This is a genomic window from Mesorhizobium sp. BR1-1-13 (assembly GCF_020165515.1).
GTDB lineage: Bacteria > Pseudomonadota > Alphaproteobacteria > Rhizobiales > Rhizobiaceae > Mesorhizobium.
Genome location: NZ_JAIUIH010000004.1, coordinates 337979 through 352181 on the forward strand (window position 1 = coordinate 337979; position 14203 = coordinate 352181).

General features: G+C 64.4%; 16 protein-coding genes, 1 tRNA gene and 1 riboswitch. Of the genes, 7 read left to right on the forward strand and 10 right to left on the reverse strand.

All coding sequences use genetic code 11. The features are described 5' to 3' along the window. Nucleotides 1–236 precede the first annotated feature (236 nt). Together LB533_RS12320 and LB533_RS12325 are read left to right on the forward strand one after the other, a co-directional pair. Nucleotides 237–620 carry a RidA family protein gene (locus LB533_RS12320; protein WP_140639074.1) on the forward strand — a complete coding sequence of 128 codons (384 nt, stop codon included), beginning with the start codon at nucleotides 237–239 and terminating at the stop codon, nucleotides 618–620. Nucleotides 621–675: 55 nt separating this feature from the next. After that, on the forward strand, nucleotides 676–1476 hold the full coding sequence (locus tag LB533_RS12325; protein ID WP_140639075.1) for a creatininase family protein: 801 nt from the start codon (nucleotides 676–678) through the stop codon (nucleotides 1474–1476). 315 nt (nucleotides 1477–1791) lie between these two features. Here the strand turns inward: LB533_RS12325 and LB533_RS12330 are convergent, their stop codons facing one another. Together LB533_RS12330 and cobD are read right to left on the reverse strand one after the other, a co-directional pair. After that, nucleotides 1792–2301, reverse strand: coding sequence for a tyrosine phosphatase family protein (locus tag LB533_RS12330; RefSeq protein ID WP_140639076.1), 510 nt, complete (start codon nucleotides 2299–2301; stop codon nucleotides 1792–1794). Next, nucleotides 2298–3344 carry a threonine-phosphate decarboxylase CobD gene (cobD, locus tag LB533_RS12335; protein ID WP_140639077.1) on the reverse strand — a complete coding sequence of 349 codons (1047 nt, stop codon included), beginning with the start codon at nucleotides 3342–3344 and terminating at the stop codon, nucleotides 2298–2300. The genes LB533_RS12330 and cobD overlap by 4 nt, the downstream gene beginning before the upstream one ends. Here cobD and cbiB point away from each other — a divergent pair. After that, nucleotides 3343–4314 (forward strand): adenosylcobinamide-phosphate synthase CbiB, encoded by a 972-nt coding sequence (gene cbiB, locus LB533_RS12340; RefSeq protein ID WP_140639078.1) that lies wholly within the window; start codon nucleotides 3343–3345, stop codon nucleotides 4312–4314. The two genes, cobD and cbiB, sit on opposite strands and share 2 nt — an antisense overlap. Before the next feature lie 36 nt (nucleotides 4315–4350). Here cbiB and cobO read toward each other — a convergent pair whose 3' ends face one another. Genes cobO through LB533_RS12360 form a run of 4 tightly spaced genes read right to left on the reverse strand, consistent with a single transcriptional unit; the run spans nucleotide 4351 to nucleotide 6467 of the window. Continuing rightward, on the reverse strand, nucleotides 4351–4965 hold the full coding sequence (gene cobO / locus LB533_RS12345; protein WP_140639079.1) for a cob(I)yrinic acid a,c-diamide adenosyltransferase: 615 nt from the start codon (nucleotides 4963–4965) through the stop codon (nucleotides 4351–4353). A gap of 1 nt (nucleotide 4966) precedes the next feature. After that, complete coding sequence (gene cobU, locus LB533_RS12350) at nucleotides 4967–5482, reverse strand: bifunctional adenosylcobinamide kinase/adenosylcobinamide-phosphate guanylyltransferase (protein ID WP_140639080.1); 516 nt, start codon at nucleotides 5480–5482, stop codon at nucleotides 4967–4969. Then, a complete protein-coding gene (locus LB533_RS12355; RefSeq protein WP_140639081.1) occupies nucleotides 5475–6272 on the reverse strand; it encodes a CbtA family protein in 798 nt (265 codons plus the stop codon). Before LB533_RS12355 ends, cobU begins: the two co-directional genes overlap by 8 nt. A gap of 15 nt (nucleotides 6273–6287) precedes the next feature. Further along, nucleotides 6288–6467, reverse strand: a complete 180-nt coding sequence (locus LB533_RS12360) for a CbtB domain-containing protein (RefSeq protein ID WP_140639082.1) — start codon at nucleotides 6465–6467, stop codon at nucleotides 6288–6290. A gap of 35 nt (nucleotides 6468–6502) precedes the next feature. Continuing rightward, nucleotides 6503–6699, reverse strand: a riboswitch (cobalamin riboswitch). Nucleotides 6700–6833: 134 nt separating this feature from the next. Here LB533_RS12360 and LB533_RS12365 point away from each other — a divergent pair. After that, nucleotides 6834–8003 (forward strand): aromatic ring-hydroxylating oxygenase subunit alpha, encoded by a 1170-nt coding sequence (locus tag LB533_RS12365; protein ID WP_140639083.1) that lies wholly within the window; start codon nucleotides 6834–6836, stop codon nucleotides 8001–8003. A 3-nt stretch (nucleotides 8004–8006) separates the two neighbouring features. Here the strand turns inward: LB533_RS12365 and LB533_RS12370 are convergent, their stop codons facing one another. Further along, on the reverse strand, nucleotides 8007–9206 hold the full coding sequence (locus LB533_RS12370) for an MFS transporter (protein ID WP_140639084.1): 1200 nt from the start codon (nucleotides 9204–9206) through the stop codon (nucleotides 8007–8009). 231 nt (nucleotides 9207–9437) lie between these two features. Here LB533_RS12370 and LB533_RS12375 point away from each other — a divergent pair, with 231 nt between their 5' ends. After that, nucleotides 9438–10439, forward strand: a complete 1002-nt coding sequence (locus LB533_RS12375) for a DUF1624 domain-containing protein (protein ID WP_140639085.1) — start codon at nucleotides 9438–9440, stop codon at nucleotides 10437–10439. After that, entirely contained in the window at nucleotides 10436–10912 is a 477-nt protein-coding gene (locus LB533_RS12380) for a methyltransferase family protein (RefSeq protein WP_224677265.1), read from the forward strand. Before LB533_RS12375 ends, LB533_RS12380 begins: the two co-directional genes overlap by 4 nt. Nucleotides 10913–11059: 147 nt before the next feature. Here LB533_RS12380 and LB533_RS12385 read toward each other — a convergent pair whose 3' ends face one another. From LB533_RS12385 to LB533_RS12395, 3 genes are all read right to left on the reverse strand, one after another. Beyond that, nucleotides 11060–11446: a MerR family transcriptional regulator gene (locus LB533_RS12385; protein WP_006203215.1), complete on the reverse strand. Its 387-nt coding sequence runs from the start codon at nucleotides 11444–11446 to the stop codon at nucleotides 11060–11062. 124 nt (nucleotides 11447–11570) lie between these two features. Then, nucleotides 11571–12989 (reverse strand): magnesium transporter, encoded by a 1419-nt coding sequence (gene mgtE, locus LB533_RS12390; RefSeq protein ID WP_140639087.1) that lies wholly within the window; start codon nucleotides 12987–12989, stop codon nucleotides 11571–11573. A 192-nt stretch (nucleotides 12990–13181) separates the two neighbouring features. Then, nucleotides 13182–13266 (reverse strand) — tRNA-Leu (locus LB533_RS12395). Between the two features lie 180 nt (nucleotides 13267–13446). Between LB533_RS12395 and lipB the strand changes: the two genes are divergently transcribed. Further along, nucleotides 13447–14190: a lipoyl(octanoyl) transferase LipB gene (gene lipB, locus LB533_RS12400; RefSeq protein ID WP_140639088.1), complete on the forward strand. Its 744-nt coding sequence runs from the start codon at nucleotides 13447–13449 to the stop codon at nucleotides 14188–14190. The last annotated feature ends 13 nt before the right edge of the window (nucleotides 14191–14203 follow it).

Sequence of the window (14203 nt, forward strand, 5' to 3'; positions counted from 1 at the left end):
CACGCGCCAGGCTCGACACCAGAGATTCAAGAAGCAAGACACATGCCACCGGCGTCTCGCGCCGGGACCCGCCCGCCTGCACCACAGCCATCTGCGAACGCCGGAAAGGTCGTGCTGCACCGGAGGCATCGTGCCTATTTTTTAAACGCCTGTCCACAATCGCACCGGCGACATGCACCGCCATCTTGATGGTACGAGGCATCCGGTCCTAGGCTGCCAGGAGACAGGAGATTGCCATGTTCAAATTTCTGAAGCCAAAGTCGATCAAGCCGCCCTTTGCGCGCTACAGCCACGGCGTCGAGGTGCCGGCTGGAAAGCGTCTGATTCTGTGCTCGGGCCAACTCGGCATCCGTTTCGACGATTTCGTTCCGGAAGACGCCGGCGCCCAGGCCGAGCTTTGCTTCGCCAACATAATCGCCATTTTGGCCGAGGCCGGATTGGGGCTGAAGGATATTGTGCGCATCAACGCCTTCGTGACCGATCGCGCTCATCTCCAATCCTACATGGATGTCCGCAACAGCCTGTTCTCCGATCCCGCACCGGCCTCGACGCTGATGATCGTATCGGGGTTTGCCCGGCCGGAATTCAAGGTCGAGGTGGAAGTGCTGGCGGCGGGGTGATCGACAGGCAGTCCGTCCCGCGCTAGGTCTGCCCGGATAATTGAAGAGGCACGACATGACTGCGAAAAAACGCGTGTGGTGGGGCGACTACCGGACAACCGAATATGCCTCGATCAATCCTGAGGCAACGATCGCCGTGCTGCCGGTGGCGGCCATCGAGCAGCATGGACCGCATCTACCTGTCTCGACCGATACTTCGATCATGAACGGCATGCTCGACACGGTCATCGCTCGCCTGCCCGACGATCTCGACATCCGCATCCTTCCCATCCAGGCGGTGGGCAAATCGAACGAACATCTGCATGCGCCGGGCACCCTCACTCTGCCGGCGACGACGCTGGTGGAGGCCTGGACCGAGCTTGGCGTTTCGATCGCGCGGGCCGGCGTGCGCAAGCTGGTCGTCGTCAATTCGCATGGCGGCAACGAGGAGATCATGGGCATCGTCACGCGCGAATTGCGGGTGCGCGAAAGGATGCTGGCGGTCAAGACCAGCTGGCAGCGCTTTGGCCGCCCGGCCGGCATGTACACCGAACTCGAAGACCGCCACGGCATCCATGGCGGCGACGTCGAGACCTCGCTGATGCTGCATTTCCGGCCGGATCTGGTCGACGTGAGCAAGGCCGACAATTTCGTGTCCAATGTCGCGAAGGCCGAGAAGGAATTCTCGCTGCTGCGCCACACTGGCACCCACGCCTTCGCCTGGATCGCCAGCGATCTCAACCCGAATGGCGTGGTCGGCGACGCCAGCATCGCCACCCCTGAAAAAGGCCGGCTGACCGCGGAATACCAGGCCGACGGCTTCATCGGCCTGCTGCGGGATGTTCGCAAGGCGAAGCTGGCAGACTGGCTGAAGTAGGATGTTGCCTGACGCGGATTTTCTGACCATCCCATGGCACATCGCCTCTCTGAGATTGGTCGAAGCCTTTCTCCCCTCGTCATCCTGGGGCGAAGCAAGGAGCGAAGCGACGCGGCGCAGACCCCTGGAGCTGCACCGCAGCCCAAGGGATCCATGGCGTGACCAGGGAGCGTCGCTGCGGTGGAGAATTCTGCTCTGCTGCACTCGCGGCTAAGGTCGCGGCATGGATCCTCGGGTCTCCGCGACGGAGCTTCGCTCCTGCTCCGCCCGTGGATGACGAAGGCGGGGAGGCTACGGCTAACCTCCACGGTCGCATCAAACGTCGATCTTGAGGGCAAAGGGCGTGCCTTCAAAGGCATCGGCGCCGCGCCCGATCACTTCGATTGCCGCGACCATGCGGCCGTCTCGACCAAGCAGCGCGTCGGCCACCGCGATCAGCCGCGGATTGGGCGTCGCCGATGGCGACAGCATCCGCAACGTCCGGGCCAGTTCGGCCTCGTCGCGCTTCGGCGCCAGCGCGGCGGCGATGATATAGGCGGAGGCTGTCGAGCGGCTGATGCCGGCATAGCAATGCACCACCATCGGTCTTGCCCGGTCCCAGCGGCGCGCGAAATCGAGCAGGTTGCGCACATGCTCCTCGCCCGGCATGGTCATGCCATCCTGCGCCACCGCGATGTCGTGCATGACCAGGTGCAGATGGTTTTCCCTCATGATCGAGGCCGGGCGGAGCACATCGGTGCCGGCGGCCAACAGCGACAGCAGCCGCTCGGCGCCGGTCCTCGCCACCGTTTCCTCGACCTTTGCCAGCGAGCAGACATGGATCATGGTTTGATACCTTTCGCTCGATCCTCGCGCCGCGCCGCCCATTCGGCAAGGGCGGATTCGAGCCGCAGCCACTCCTCCTCGTTCCCCGGCAGACCGGCCCGCAGGACGTGCGGACGGTCGGTGAAATGGCGAAGCAGGATGCCGCGTTCGCCAAGTGCTGCAAACAAGCCGGCGGCCTCCGGCAGGCTGAAATAGCGGAACAATGTGGTGCCGCCCGCGACAGGCACGCCGAAACGACCGAACAGTCCGTCGAGCCGAGCCGATGCCTCCGCCAGCGACGCGCGCATGTCGTCCTGCCAGCCGATATCGGCAAGTGCCCGAATGCCATATTCCAGCGCCGAGCCGGCAACGGCCCAAGGGCCGAATTGCGTTTCCAGCCGTTGGGCCGTCGGCGCATTGGCAAGCGCAAACCCAAGCCGCAGGCCGGCCAGCCCGAAAAACTTGCCGAAAGAGCGCAACACGACGATGCCGCCCTGGCCGACATCGCCGGCGAGACTGTGTTGGCGCGGGCCGACATCCATGAATGCCTCGTCGACGACCAGCAGCCCGCCCTTGGCGTGCAAGCCGGCGGCCAGCGCCAGCAGCCAGTCGCGCTCGATGATGCGCCCATCCGGGTTGTTCGGATTGACCACGACGGCAAGGTCGGCGTCCGCCAGATCAGCGAAATCGCTGACTTCGGTCACCTCGTGCCCCGCGATTTCCGCCGCGCGGACATGTTCGGCATAAGTCGGCCCCAGCACGAGCGCCTTGCCCGGCGCGACCAGCGATGCCACGCGCGGCAGCAGGATCTGCGTACCGGGCGCAGCGACGACATTGGCTGGCGAGGGCGCACCATAGGTGCCGGCCGCGATCGCCGTCAGCTCACGCGCCCGCCCCGCTTCCGGCAATCGCGACAGCGAGGTGGCGGGCAAATCGAAAAGCGGGTAGGAGTGCGGATTGATTCCGGTCGAGAGGTCGACGAAAGGCTGAGGGGCGTTGGGGAAAAGCGCCCTTGCCCGGCCGAGACTTCCACCATGGTCCACCGCTCCTTCAAGAAGCTTCATGTCAGTCCTGATCGCTTTCCTGTCATTGGCCGTCGAATCCGCGCTGGGCTACCCCGACTGGCTGTTTCGCGCCATCGGCCATCCCGTGACATGGTTCGGCAGGCTGATATCCTTTCTCGATCGCCGGCTCAACCGCGCCACTGATCCCGACGCGCTGCGTCGCCAACGTGGTGTCCGGGCGCTTCTGGTCATCGTGCTGGTGCCGGCGCTAATTGGCCTGTGCGTGCAGACCCTGCTCGGGTTCGTTCCCTTGGGACTGTTCATCACCGCCCTTCTGGCGACATCGTTCCTGTCACAGCGGAGCCTTTATGAGCATGTCGAGGCCGTCGCCGACGCGCTCGATTCGGGCGGGCTCGACATGGGCCGCGCCGCCGTTTCGCGCATCGTAGGCCGCGATCCCGAAATCCTGGACAGGGCCGGTGTCTGCCGCGCCGCGATCGAGAGCCTGGCCGAAAATTTCTCCGACGGGATCGTTGCCCCCGCCTTCTGGACGGGCGTCGGTGGCCTTGCCGGCGGCGCCGCCTACAAGGCCGCCAACACCGCCGATTCGATGATCGGCCATCGCACGCCGCGCCACGAAGCGTTCGGCAGGGCAGCGGCACGTTTCGATGATTGGATAAATCTGCCGGCGTCGCGGCTGACGGCGCTGCTCATCACGTCGGCGGCTTTCCTGGTGAAAGGCGCCGACGCGAAAGCCGCATGGCAGGCGGTGCGGCGCGACGCGAAAAAGCACCGCTCGCCCAATGCCGGCTGGCCGGAGGCGGCGATGGCCGGCGCACTTGGCCTGGCGCTCGCCGGGCCGCGCAGCTATGGCGGCGTAACGGTCGACGACGCGTTCATGGGCGAAGGCGGCCGGCGCGAAGCCGACAGCATCGACATAAGGCGGGCACTGAAACTTTATCGTGTCGCCGACTGCCTGTTGATCGCGCTGTGCGGGGTGATTTCGGTCGTTGTCATGGTTGTGACCTAACCTTACCCTCCCCCTTGTGGGGAGGGTAAGGAACGCTCAGAACTCGATCCCCTGCTGCGCCTTCACGCCCGCCGCGAAATGGTGCTTGGTCAGCCCCATCTCGGTGACCAGGTCGGCCGCCTCGACCAGCGCCGGCTTGGCGTTGCGACCGGTGACGACGACATGCAGGCCCTCGCGGCGCGCCTTCAGCGCGGCAACCACCTTCTCCAGATCGAGATACTCGTAGCGCAGCGCGATGTTGAGTTCGTCGAGCACGACGAGACTGATCGACGGATCGGCCATCAGCTCCAGCGCCTTGGCCCAGGCGGCCTCGGCCGCCGCGATGTCGCGCTTCAGATCCTGCGTCTCCCAGGTGAACCCCTCGCCCATCGCGTGCCAGACGACGCGGTCGCCGAATGCGGCGAAGGCCTCCTTCTCACCCGTATGCCATTTGCCCTTGATGAACTGGACGACGCCGACGCGCTTGCCGTAGCCGAGCATGCGCAGCGCCAAGCCGAAGGCAGCCGTGGTCTTGCCCTTACCCGGGCCGGTGTTGACGATCAGCAGTCCCTTTTCGACCGTCTTGCTCGCCACCTCGGCATCCTGCACCGCCTTGCGCTTGGCCATCTTGGCGCGGTGGCGCTCTTCGTCCTTTTCGTCGATGTCGGTCATGTCACTTCACCTTGAGCGGCAGCCCCGCCACCATCAGCAGCACTATGTCGGCAATCGCGGCGACCTGCTGGTTGAGGCGGCCGGCGGCGTCGCGGAACCGGCGCGCCAGCGCATTGTCTGGCACGATGCCTTGTCCGACCTCATTGGATACCACGAACCAGGGCCCGCGCGGCCGCGACAGCATGTCAGCCAGCCGCCGGCATTCGCCCTCTACATCATGTTCGGCCAGCATGTGATTGGTCAGCCAGAGCGTCAGGCAGTCGATAAGCACCGGCTGGTCCTCCGGCAAGATCTCCAATGCACCGACAAGGTCGAGCGGTGCATCAATGGTCGTCCAGCCCTCGCCGCGCCGCGACCGGTGCAACGCGATGCGCTGCCGCATCTCGTCGTCATAGGCTTGCGCCGTGGCGATGTAGGTCCATGGCGAAGGCAAGGCCGTCATCAGCGTTTCGGCGTGCGCGCTCTTGCCGGAGCGCGCACCACCGATGATGAAGGTCAGTCTTCCGCGATCAGGCAAAGCTGTCGCGCAGACTCGTCGCGGTGCCGGTGAAGCGTCCACGCACCACGCCGACGGCAGCGCCGAGCACGAGCCAGAAGACTAGGTTGGTCACAGTTACCGCCACCACGAACTGATGATGCAGGCCTTCCGGAATCGGCGTCTCGAAACTGTCGGGCTGCGGCGCGCCGACAATATGCGGCGCGACGATCAACACCACGCCCAGAATCGCCAGCGGCAGCGATTTGCGGAAGGCGATCAGGGCAAGGCCGATCGCCGTTGCCGCCACCGTTGCCGTCCACCAGATCTGGCGCGGCAGAAGCTCGGCGGCAGGCATGGCCGGCAGTTCCGGCGGCAGGCCGAGGCCCGGCGCCAGCGTGAACACGGCAAAGCCGGCCAGTCCCCAGAACACGCCCTGGCGCCAGTTGCCGATGCCGCCGGCGAATTCCGAAACCGCGACCAGGACCAGCGCGAAGCCGATGCCGGTGACGATGTTGGCAAGCACGCTGAAGGCGAAACGCTCGAAGCCGTCGGCCGGCGCCCAGCCTTCCTCTTCAGCCGGAGCAGCTTCAGCGGGTGCCGGCGCCGCGGAGCTCATGGCGTTACCCGCCGGGGCGGCAGCGCTCATGGCGTTGTTGTCGGTCGCGGCCGGTGCGGTATGGTCATGGTGATGGCCGCCGCCGGCCTGTTCGTAGACTTCCGCCTTCAGGATCAACGGCACGGTGGCATAGGCCTGCATGCAGGCGAGAACGACACCGGCCACAAGCCCTGCGATCGCCGCGATGAACACGACGTTGCGAAACAGGTTCATGATGTCAAATCCCTATCAGTGGCAGGGAAACGCCATCGAGTGGCGATAGTCGTGCGCGGCATTGTGGACCGCGTCGATATGCGAGAAACCGACAAAGCCGACGACGAAAATGCCGAGCAGCGCCGCGAGCGCGAGTTGCAAGAGGCGCGACTGCGAGGAGATGGAGGCGCCGAGGGAGACGGAAGCGGTATTCATGTCTTGTCCTTTCACCCTCCACCCGAGGGCATCGAAGTCAGTTTCCTGTCGCCGGCAGGTCTCCTGGCTCGCGGATCAGCGCCCTTCCCCACCTTCCCGAAGAAAATCTTCAGTGGCATATGGAGAGGACTACCGCACACAGTTGCGGGGGCAGCCACGGCATTGGGCAGCAAATCCGCCCGCACCGCATTCCCTCTTGGCTCCAATCGGAACCGACGACGAAGGTGACTATAGGGAAAATCGCCGCATCCGGCAAACCAAATTCCGACGGCGACAAGCGCTTTAGCGCCGTCCGGCCGCTTGCTCCGCTGCAATTGACAATTTCCGTGGCCGGGTGTCGGCTGCCATCCTCACAGGAGGCCAGCCATGCAGCCCGTCCAGAGCCAGCACGCCCCCTACAACGGCCTCACCCGGGCCGAGCCGACATTGCCGTCCTCGGCCTATTGGGATGCGGCGGCCTACCAGCGCGACCTCGACGCCATCTGGTACAGGAACTGGCTGCTCGTCTGCCGTGGGGCCGACCTTGCCCAGCCGCTCGCCTTTCGCACCTTCCGCGTCGGCACCCAGGAGGTCGTCGTGCTGCGCGACGACACCGGCGAGCTACGCGCCTTCCACAACACGTGCCGGCATCGCGGCTCGCAGCTTTGCCAGGAAAGTGCTGGCCGGTTGAAGGCGCGGCTGATCACCTGCCCCTATCACGCATGGTCCTATTCGCTGCGCGGCGATCTCGTACGCGTGCCGTCGAAAACGCTGCCCGAAGGCTTCGACAAGGCGGACCATCCGCTCTATCGCGTCTCGCTGTCGGTCTGGCGCGGCTTCGTCTTCGTCAATCTGGCGGAAGATGCCGCCGGCTCGGCGCACTCATCCTTCGACCAGGCCTCCGGCGATCTCGGCAACTGGCCGCTGGAATCGCTGACATCAGGCCATGTGCTGCGCAAGGTGATGAACTGCAATTGGAAGATCTTCTGGGAAAATTTCAACGAGTGCCTGCATTGCCCCGGCGTCCACAAGGACCTGTCGCGGCTGGTTCCGATCTATGGCCGCGGCCTGATGGGCCGGCATGACGACCCCGAATGGACCCGCCATGCCGACAATGACGCGCCGGAATTTTCCGGCGGGCTGCGGGCGGGTGCCGAGACATGGTCGCGCGACGGCCAGGCGCATGGGCCGGTCTTTTCGGGCCTCACACCGGCCGAGCGCGCCGCCGGCCAGACCTACGCCACCAGCCTGCCCTCTATGTTCATCGTCGGCCACGTCGACTATGTCAGGTCAGTACGGCTGGTGCCGCTTGGCCCCGAGCAGACCGAGTTGACCGCCGAATGGCTGTTCGCGCCCGAGGCGTTGGCCGCCACCGACATCGACAATATCGTCGGCTTCGGCACCCAGGTGCTGGAGGAGGATGCCGCGATCTGCGAGGTCAACCAGAAAGGGCTGCGCTCCATGCGCCACAAGGCCGGCGTGCTGATGCCGGAGGAGTACGACCTTCACCGCTTCCACGACTGGGTGCGCGAACGGCACGCTGCGCTTGTGCCGTAAGCTTCACAGCGACTTCGGCAGATACCGCCAGGTGACATAGCCGCAGACCGCCGCAAGCAGGCCGAGCGTGACGAAAACCGAGCCGAGGCCAAAAAAGGCCAGCACCACTGAATAGACCAGCGGCGGCGTCAGTTCGGAAAAATCGAGATAGGTGCGGTAGACCGCAGCCATCTGCGCGCGCTCGTAAGAACGCACGGAGCGCATGAAGGCGGTCGAGCCCAGCGCGTCGAGCGCGATGGTGAAGAAGGCGCCGCATAGCAGGAAGGCGCCGGTGATGAGCGGCGCGCTTTCGCCGACGGCACCCGCCGCCAGCAGCATCGCCGACATGGCGAAATAGGCAAATGTCATGGTCCTGCGGCCGCCGAAGCGCTTGCCCGCCTTGCCCCAGAAAATCGCCATGAACAAAAGCGCGTTGCCCGCCGAAACCAGAATGCCGCCGGCCAGTTCGCCCTCGCCGGTGATGACCATGAACAGCGGTCCGTAGACGAAGAAGGTCGTCCAGAAGCAGGAGCGGCCGAAGGCGATCAGCCAGGCCAGCCTCAGCCTCGGCTGCGCGACGAAGCGGCCGATATTGGCCAGCGGATTGACCGGGCGCGTCTTGCCCGGCCGGATCGAGGGATTGTCGCCGAGCCGGTAGGTCCAGAACAACGCCAGCAGGGCCAAGGCGAATACGGCGACCGCGCCATGCGCGGCATAGATGCCGAAGCGCGTGTAGAGAAAGATGCCGAGCGTCGGCCCACCCGTCCAGGCAAACATCGACCACGCCATGCGCAGCGATTCGGCCTGCATGAAATCGGTCTTGCGGATGTGGTCCATGATGTAAAGGTTGAGCGTGATCGACAGCGCGCTGGCGCCCATGACACGGCATAGCATGCCGGCCAATTGCCCGGCGAGCGTATGCGTGACGAAGAACAACGAGCCGATCGCCAGCAGGCAGGCGCCCGCCGTGTAGACCCAACGCCGGGCGAAGCGCTGGATCAGCATCGGCATGAACAAGGTCACCGACAGGCCGAGCATCGCCACGATGGTGTAGAGGATCGAGACGATCTGCTCATTGTGGAGGATCTCGTAGGCCTGGATCGGGATGACGCTCGACACCGTGGCGCGAGCGAAGGATTCGACCGCGTAGAGCGAGGCGAAGGTGCGGGCATCCGCGGCCTTGAGGGCCGGTAGCCAGATCGGATGGCGCACATGCGTGGACATTGCTTCCCCAAAGCAGAATCACCAGCCAAATCTGCGGCCATCATTTCGCGACCGGTAACAGGAAACCGACGTGCCCCGGTTAAAACGAAGCCGGTCAAAGGCTTTCCCGTGCTGGCCTAAAGGGGTGCCTGATGCAGCGCCGGCTGACCGTCCGTATCGAAGCTCACGGCCTTCTTTTGTCCGGCGTAACCGTGATAGTCCTCGTGCGGGGCTGAATCAGATCGCGAGACCATGAGCATCCAGACGCCGACCATGCCCGCCGCGGAGTTGCCGAAGACCAAGCGCATCGTCGCCATCGACATGCTGCGCGGCATCGCGCTGATCGCCATGGCGAGCTACCATTTCACCTGGGACCTGGAATTCTTCGGCTACACCGATCCCGGCCTGACCGCCTTCGGCTGGTGGAAGTTCTATGCTCGCTGCATTGCCTCAACCTTCCTGTTCCTGGTCGGCGTCAGCCTGTATCTCGCCCATGGCAAAGAGATCCGCTGGAACGGCTTCTGGAGACGCTTCGCCATGGTCGCCGGGGCCGCGATCGCCATTTCGGTCGCCACCCGTATCGCCACACCGGATGGTTGGATCTTCTTCGGCATCCTGCACCAGATCGCGCTGGCGAGCCTGCTCGGGCTGGCATTCCTGCGCCTGCCGGCGCTGCTCACACTGCTGATCGCCGCGGCCGTCATCGCCATTCCCTTCTATTTTCGGCTGGAATCGTTCGATCACCCCTGGCTGTGGTGGGTCGGCCTTTCCGCGGTCAACCCACACTCCAACGACTATGTCCCGTTGTTCCCGTGGTTCGGGGCGGTGCTTGTGGGCCTCGGAGCGACCAAGCTTGCCTCCGGCTTCGGCGCCTTGGCGCGCCTGGCGGATGTGGCACCCGGGCGCTGGTCCAACCCGCTGGTCTTCATCGGCCGGCACAGCCTGGCCTTCTACGTGATTCACCAGCCGCTGCTGATCGGCAGTGTCTGGTTGTTCTCGCAAGTAATGCCCGCGAAGGTCGAACCCCCGCAGGTGAACTTTCTCAAGACCTGCCAGATCTCGTGCGAGCAGCAGCGCGACAGCAAGTTCTGTTCGAGCTATTGTGGGTGCATGCTGGACACGCTGGAGGGCGAGGCAACGCTTGATCGGCTCTACAAGAACGACCAGACCGCCGAATGGAGAGCGCATCTGGCGGACCTCGCCGGCACCTGCACGGCCCAGACCGACAGCAAGACGGAGGAAGGTGTCGAATGACCGAGACCCCGCCCAAACCTGGGCTGATACCGTGGCCGCCGCTGATCTACATCGCCGCCATCGCCATCAGCATCGCGCTTGGCCTGCTCTTTCCCCTGCCCTGGATCGGCGACCTCCTGGGCGACCTCCTCTACGCGGCCGGCTGGGTGGCGCTGTTCGGCGTCGCCGCACTCTGGTTCGCCGCCATCCGCACCATGATGCGAGCCAGGACCACGCTCAACCCCAACGCCGTGCCGGACCATCTTGTCACCTCGGGCCCATTCGCCGTCAGCCGCAATCCGATGTACCTCGCCAACACGCTGCTGTTGATCGGCGTCGCCTTCATCTCCGGGATCGTCTGGTTCCTGCCGCTCGCCTTCGTCGCCGCCTACGTCACGCAGAAGGTCGCGGTGGAAAAGGAAGAAAAGATGCTGGCGGCAAAGTTCGGCAAGAAATACCGCGACTATGCCAAGCGGGTGCGGCGCTGGATTTGATTGGAGGCTGGCTTGGCCGAAACCGCCCCTTCTTCGTCATCCACGGGCGAAGCAGGAGCGGAGCTCCGTCGCGGAGACCCGAGGATGACGATGTTTGGAAGCTTCGGCCAATCCCGAACGTTTCCTGTGGCCACTCACACAAGCCGCCTACGTATTAACCCCCAGCTCGACCAGCCGCTCGACGCAGGATTCCTCTGCCTGGTCCAGCTCTGCCAATGTCTCCTCGAGGTCGCGGCGCTTTTGCCTCAGATCCTCGCGCTTTTCCTCGATGCGCTTGATCATCAGCTTGAGTTGGCCGACCTCGCCGGGCGGTTCCTTGTACATCTGGATGATTTCGCGGATCTCGTTGATCGAGAAGCCGAGTCGTTTTCCGCGCATGATCTGCCGGATCAGGTGTCGGTCGGATGGACGAAACAGCCGCGTGCGGCCGCGCCGCACCGGCTGCACCAGCCCCTCGTCCTCGTAGAAGCGCAACGTCCGCGTCGACACGTCGAATTCGCGCGTCAGCTCGGTGATCGAATAATATTCCCGCATTCTCACCCCATAGCCGGAGACTGGCGATTGCTGCTCTCCGTCCGCCGCAGACCTGCCGGATCGGCCGCAGTCTGCCTGTCGCCGAGCCTCGCACGGCATTTACGTAAAAGTCAATTGAGCCGGATCAATGGACGCCGAACCACCACGTGGCAAGGCCGAGAAAGGCGAAGAAGCCAACGACGTCGGTGACCGTGGTGACGAAAACCGCCGAAGCGACCGCGGGATCGACCTTGAAGCGGTCGAGCAGCAGCGGGATCAGGATGCCGGCAAGGGCCGCAACGAACATGTTGATGATCATGGCCGCGGCGATGATGCCGCCCAGATTGGCATCGCGGAACCAGACGGCGGCGACGATGCCGATCAATATGGCGAAAACGATGCCGTTGATGAAGCCCACGCCCATCTCGCGGCGAATGATGCGGCCGGCATTGTAGATGTCGAGATCCCTTGTCGCCAGCGCGCGCACGGTGACGGTCATGGTCTGCGAACCGGCATTGCCGCCCATCCCGGCCACGATCGGCATCAGCACGGCGAGCGCCACGATGCGCTCGATCGTGTGGTCGAACAGGCCGATCACCGATGCCGCCAGGAAGGCGGTCAGGAGATTGACAAGCAGCCATGGAACACGCGAACGCGAGGTCGAAAAGATGCTGTCGGAAAGCTCTTCGTCGCCGACGCCGCCCATGCGCAGGAGATCTTCCTCGGCTTCCTGCTGAATGACGTCGACGACGTCGTCGATGGTCAGCACGCCGACCAGCCGCTCGTTCTCGTCGACGACGGCGGCCGACAGAAGGTCATATTGCTCGAACTCCCGCGCGGCCTCTTCCTGGTCCATTGTGGCCGGAATGGCGTGCCGCGTCTCATGCATGACCTCCTCGACCTTGACCGAGCGCTTGGTGCGCAGGATCTGGTCGAGGTCTATGGCGCCAAGCAGCTTGAAGCTCGGGTCGATGACGAAGATCTGGCTGAAGCGGTCGGGAAGGTTCTTGTCCTCGCGCATGTAGTCGATGGTCTGGCCGACCGTCCAGAACGGCGGCACTGCGACGAACTCCGTCTGCATGCGCCGCCCGGCGGTCTCCTCGGGATAGTCGAGCGAGCGGCGTAGCCTGATGCGCTCGGTAAACGGCAGTTGCGACAGGATCTCGTCCTGGTCCTCCGGTTCGAGGTCCTCGAGGATGTAGACCGCGTCGTCGGAATCGAGTTCCTGCACCGCCTGGGCAATCTGCGCGTTGGGCAGATTGTCGACGATGTCCATGCGGATCGCCTCGTCGACCTCGGTCAGCGCGGAAAAATCGAAGTCGGCCCCCAAAAGCTCGACAAGGGCGCGCCGCTGGTCGGGATGCAGCGCCTCGATCAGGTCGCCCATTTCCGACTGGTGCAGGTCGTCGACCTCACGCTTGAGCGTGAGCGTATCGCGGTCGGCGATCGCCGCGCCGATCTGGGCGAGAAAGGACGAAAGGACAGCGCCGTCCTCACCGTAGATGTCGGCGCGGTGTTCGTCAGCGACCCCAGCGCCGGTCGTCCGTTCGTCCTGGCCTTCCACCAGCGCCTCCCGCCATTGCAATCCTGGAAAAGGTGCGTCTCAGGTCTAGAACATCGGACCCGAAAGGGGAAACCGGTTTCGGGAAAATCCGACGCTCAAAAGAAACTGGCGTAACGCGCGGGAATATCAAACGAAATGCGCGGTCCGTTGGGCTGGAGGTGCCGCTACAAATGAGATTCCCGGAAGAGAGAATGGTGCGGTCGAGAAGACTCGAACTTCCACGGGTTGCCCCACAGCGACCTCAACGCTGCGCGTCTACCAATTCCGCCACGACCGCACGTGGTAGGAGCCGGAACCGACCGGCTCGCGGCGTGTAGCAAATCGTTTCCGGCGAAACAAGTGCGCCCCGAGCATTTAATCGCTGGGAATTGCCATAACGGATCAAAGCGTCAAAATGCACCGCGAACTGGACGTTTCGGCCCGATATCGCCATATGGAGTACAACAAGAGACATCCCATGCCAGAACGCAGCCAGATCGCCACGTCGTTCCTGCCTTTGCCCGGTTCGGCGCCCGTCGAATGGGCGATCGAGCCCGGCCTCACCGCCTACCCCGAGGCGCTTGCCTTCATGGAGGCGCGCGCCGAAGCGATCCGCAGCGGGGCCGCCGGCGAGATGGTCTGGCTGGTCGAGCATCCGCCCCTCTATACCGCCGGCACCAGTGCGCGTAGCGAGGACCTGATCGACGCCACCCGGTTCCCGGTGTTTTCGGCCGGCCGCGGCGGCGAATACACCTATCATGGGCCGGGCCAGCGCGTCGCCTACGTCATGCTCGACCTGAAACGCCGCCGCGAGGATGTGCGCGCCTTCGTCGCCGCCCTCGAACAATGGATCATCGGCACGCTCGCCGCCTTCAACGTCAATGGCGAGCGCCGTGAGGATCGCGTCGGCGTCTGGGTGGTGCGGCCCGATCGCCCTGCCCTCCCGGACGGCTCTGCCGCCGAGGACAAGATCGCGGCAATAGGCATTCGGCTCAGGCGCTGGGTGAGTTTTCACGGCATCGCCATCAATGTCGAGCCGGACCTCGGCCATTTCAGCGGTATCGTGCCGTGCGGCGTGCAGGACCATGGCGTCACCAGCCTCGTCGATCTCGGGCTGCCGGTGACGATGGCCGATCTCGATCTGGCGCTGAAATCAGCGTTCGAGGATGTCTTCGGCCCGGCTACGGCCTTGCCCTTGGAAACAGTCCGCGAGGCCGGCTGAACGCTTTCCGGAC

Coding starts and splice junctions, on each gene's coding strand:
- cbiB (WP_140639078.1), top strand. CDS start 3,343: ATGTCAGTCCTGATCGCTTTCCTGTCATTGGCCGTCGAATCCGCGCTG.
- lipB (WP_140639088.1), top strand. CDS start 13,447: ATGCCAGAACGCAGCCAGATCGCCACGTCGTTCCTGCCTTTGCCCGGT.
- cobO (WP_140639079.1), bottom strand. CDS start 4,965: ATGACCGACATCGACGAAAAGGACGAAGAGCGCCACCGCGCCAAGATG.
- LB533_RS12365 (WP_140639083.1), top strand. CDS start 6,834: ATGCAGCCCGTCCAGAGCCAGCACGCCCCCTACAACGGCCTCACCCGG.
- LB533_RS12380 (WP_224677265.1), top strand. CDS start 10,436: ATGACCGAGACCCCGCCCAAACCTGGGCTGATACCGTGGCCGCCGCTG.
- LB533_RS12385 (WP_006203215.1), bottom strand. CDS start 11,446: ATGCGGGAATATTATTCGATCACCGAGCTGACGCGCGAATTCGACGTG.
- LB533_RS12325 (WP_140639075.1), top strand. CDS start 676: ATGACTGCGAAAAAACGCGTGTGGTGGGGCGACTACCGGACAACCGAA.
- LB533_RS12360 (WP_140639082.1), bottom strand. CDS start 6,467: ATGAATACCGCTTCCGTCTCCCTCGGCGCCTCCATCTCCTCGCAGTCG.
- LB533_RS12355 (WP_140639081.1), bottom strand. CDS start 6,272: ATGAACCTGTTTCGCAACGTCGTGTTCATCGCGGCGATCGCAGGGCTT.
- LB533_RS12375 (WP_140639085.1), top strand. CDS start 9,438: ATGAGCATCCAGACGCCGACCATGCCCGCCGCGGAGTTGCCGAAGACC.
- LB533_RS12330 (WP_140639076.1), bottom strand. CDS start 2,301: ATGATCCATGTCTGCTCGCTGGCAAAGGTCGAGGAAACGGTGGCGAGG.
- LB533_RS12320 (WP_140639074.1), top strand. CDS start 237: ATGTTCAAATTTCTGAAGCCAAAGTCGATCAAGCCGCCCTTTGCGCGC.
- LB533_RS12370 (WP_140639084.1), bottom strand. CDS start 9,206: ATGTCCACGCATGTGCGCCATCCGATCTGGCTACCGGCCCTCAAGGCC.
- cobD (WP_140639077.1), bottom strand. CDS start 3,344: ATGAAGCTTCTTGAAGGAGCGGTGGACCATGGTGGAAGTCTCGGCCGG.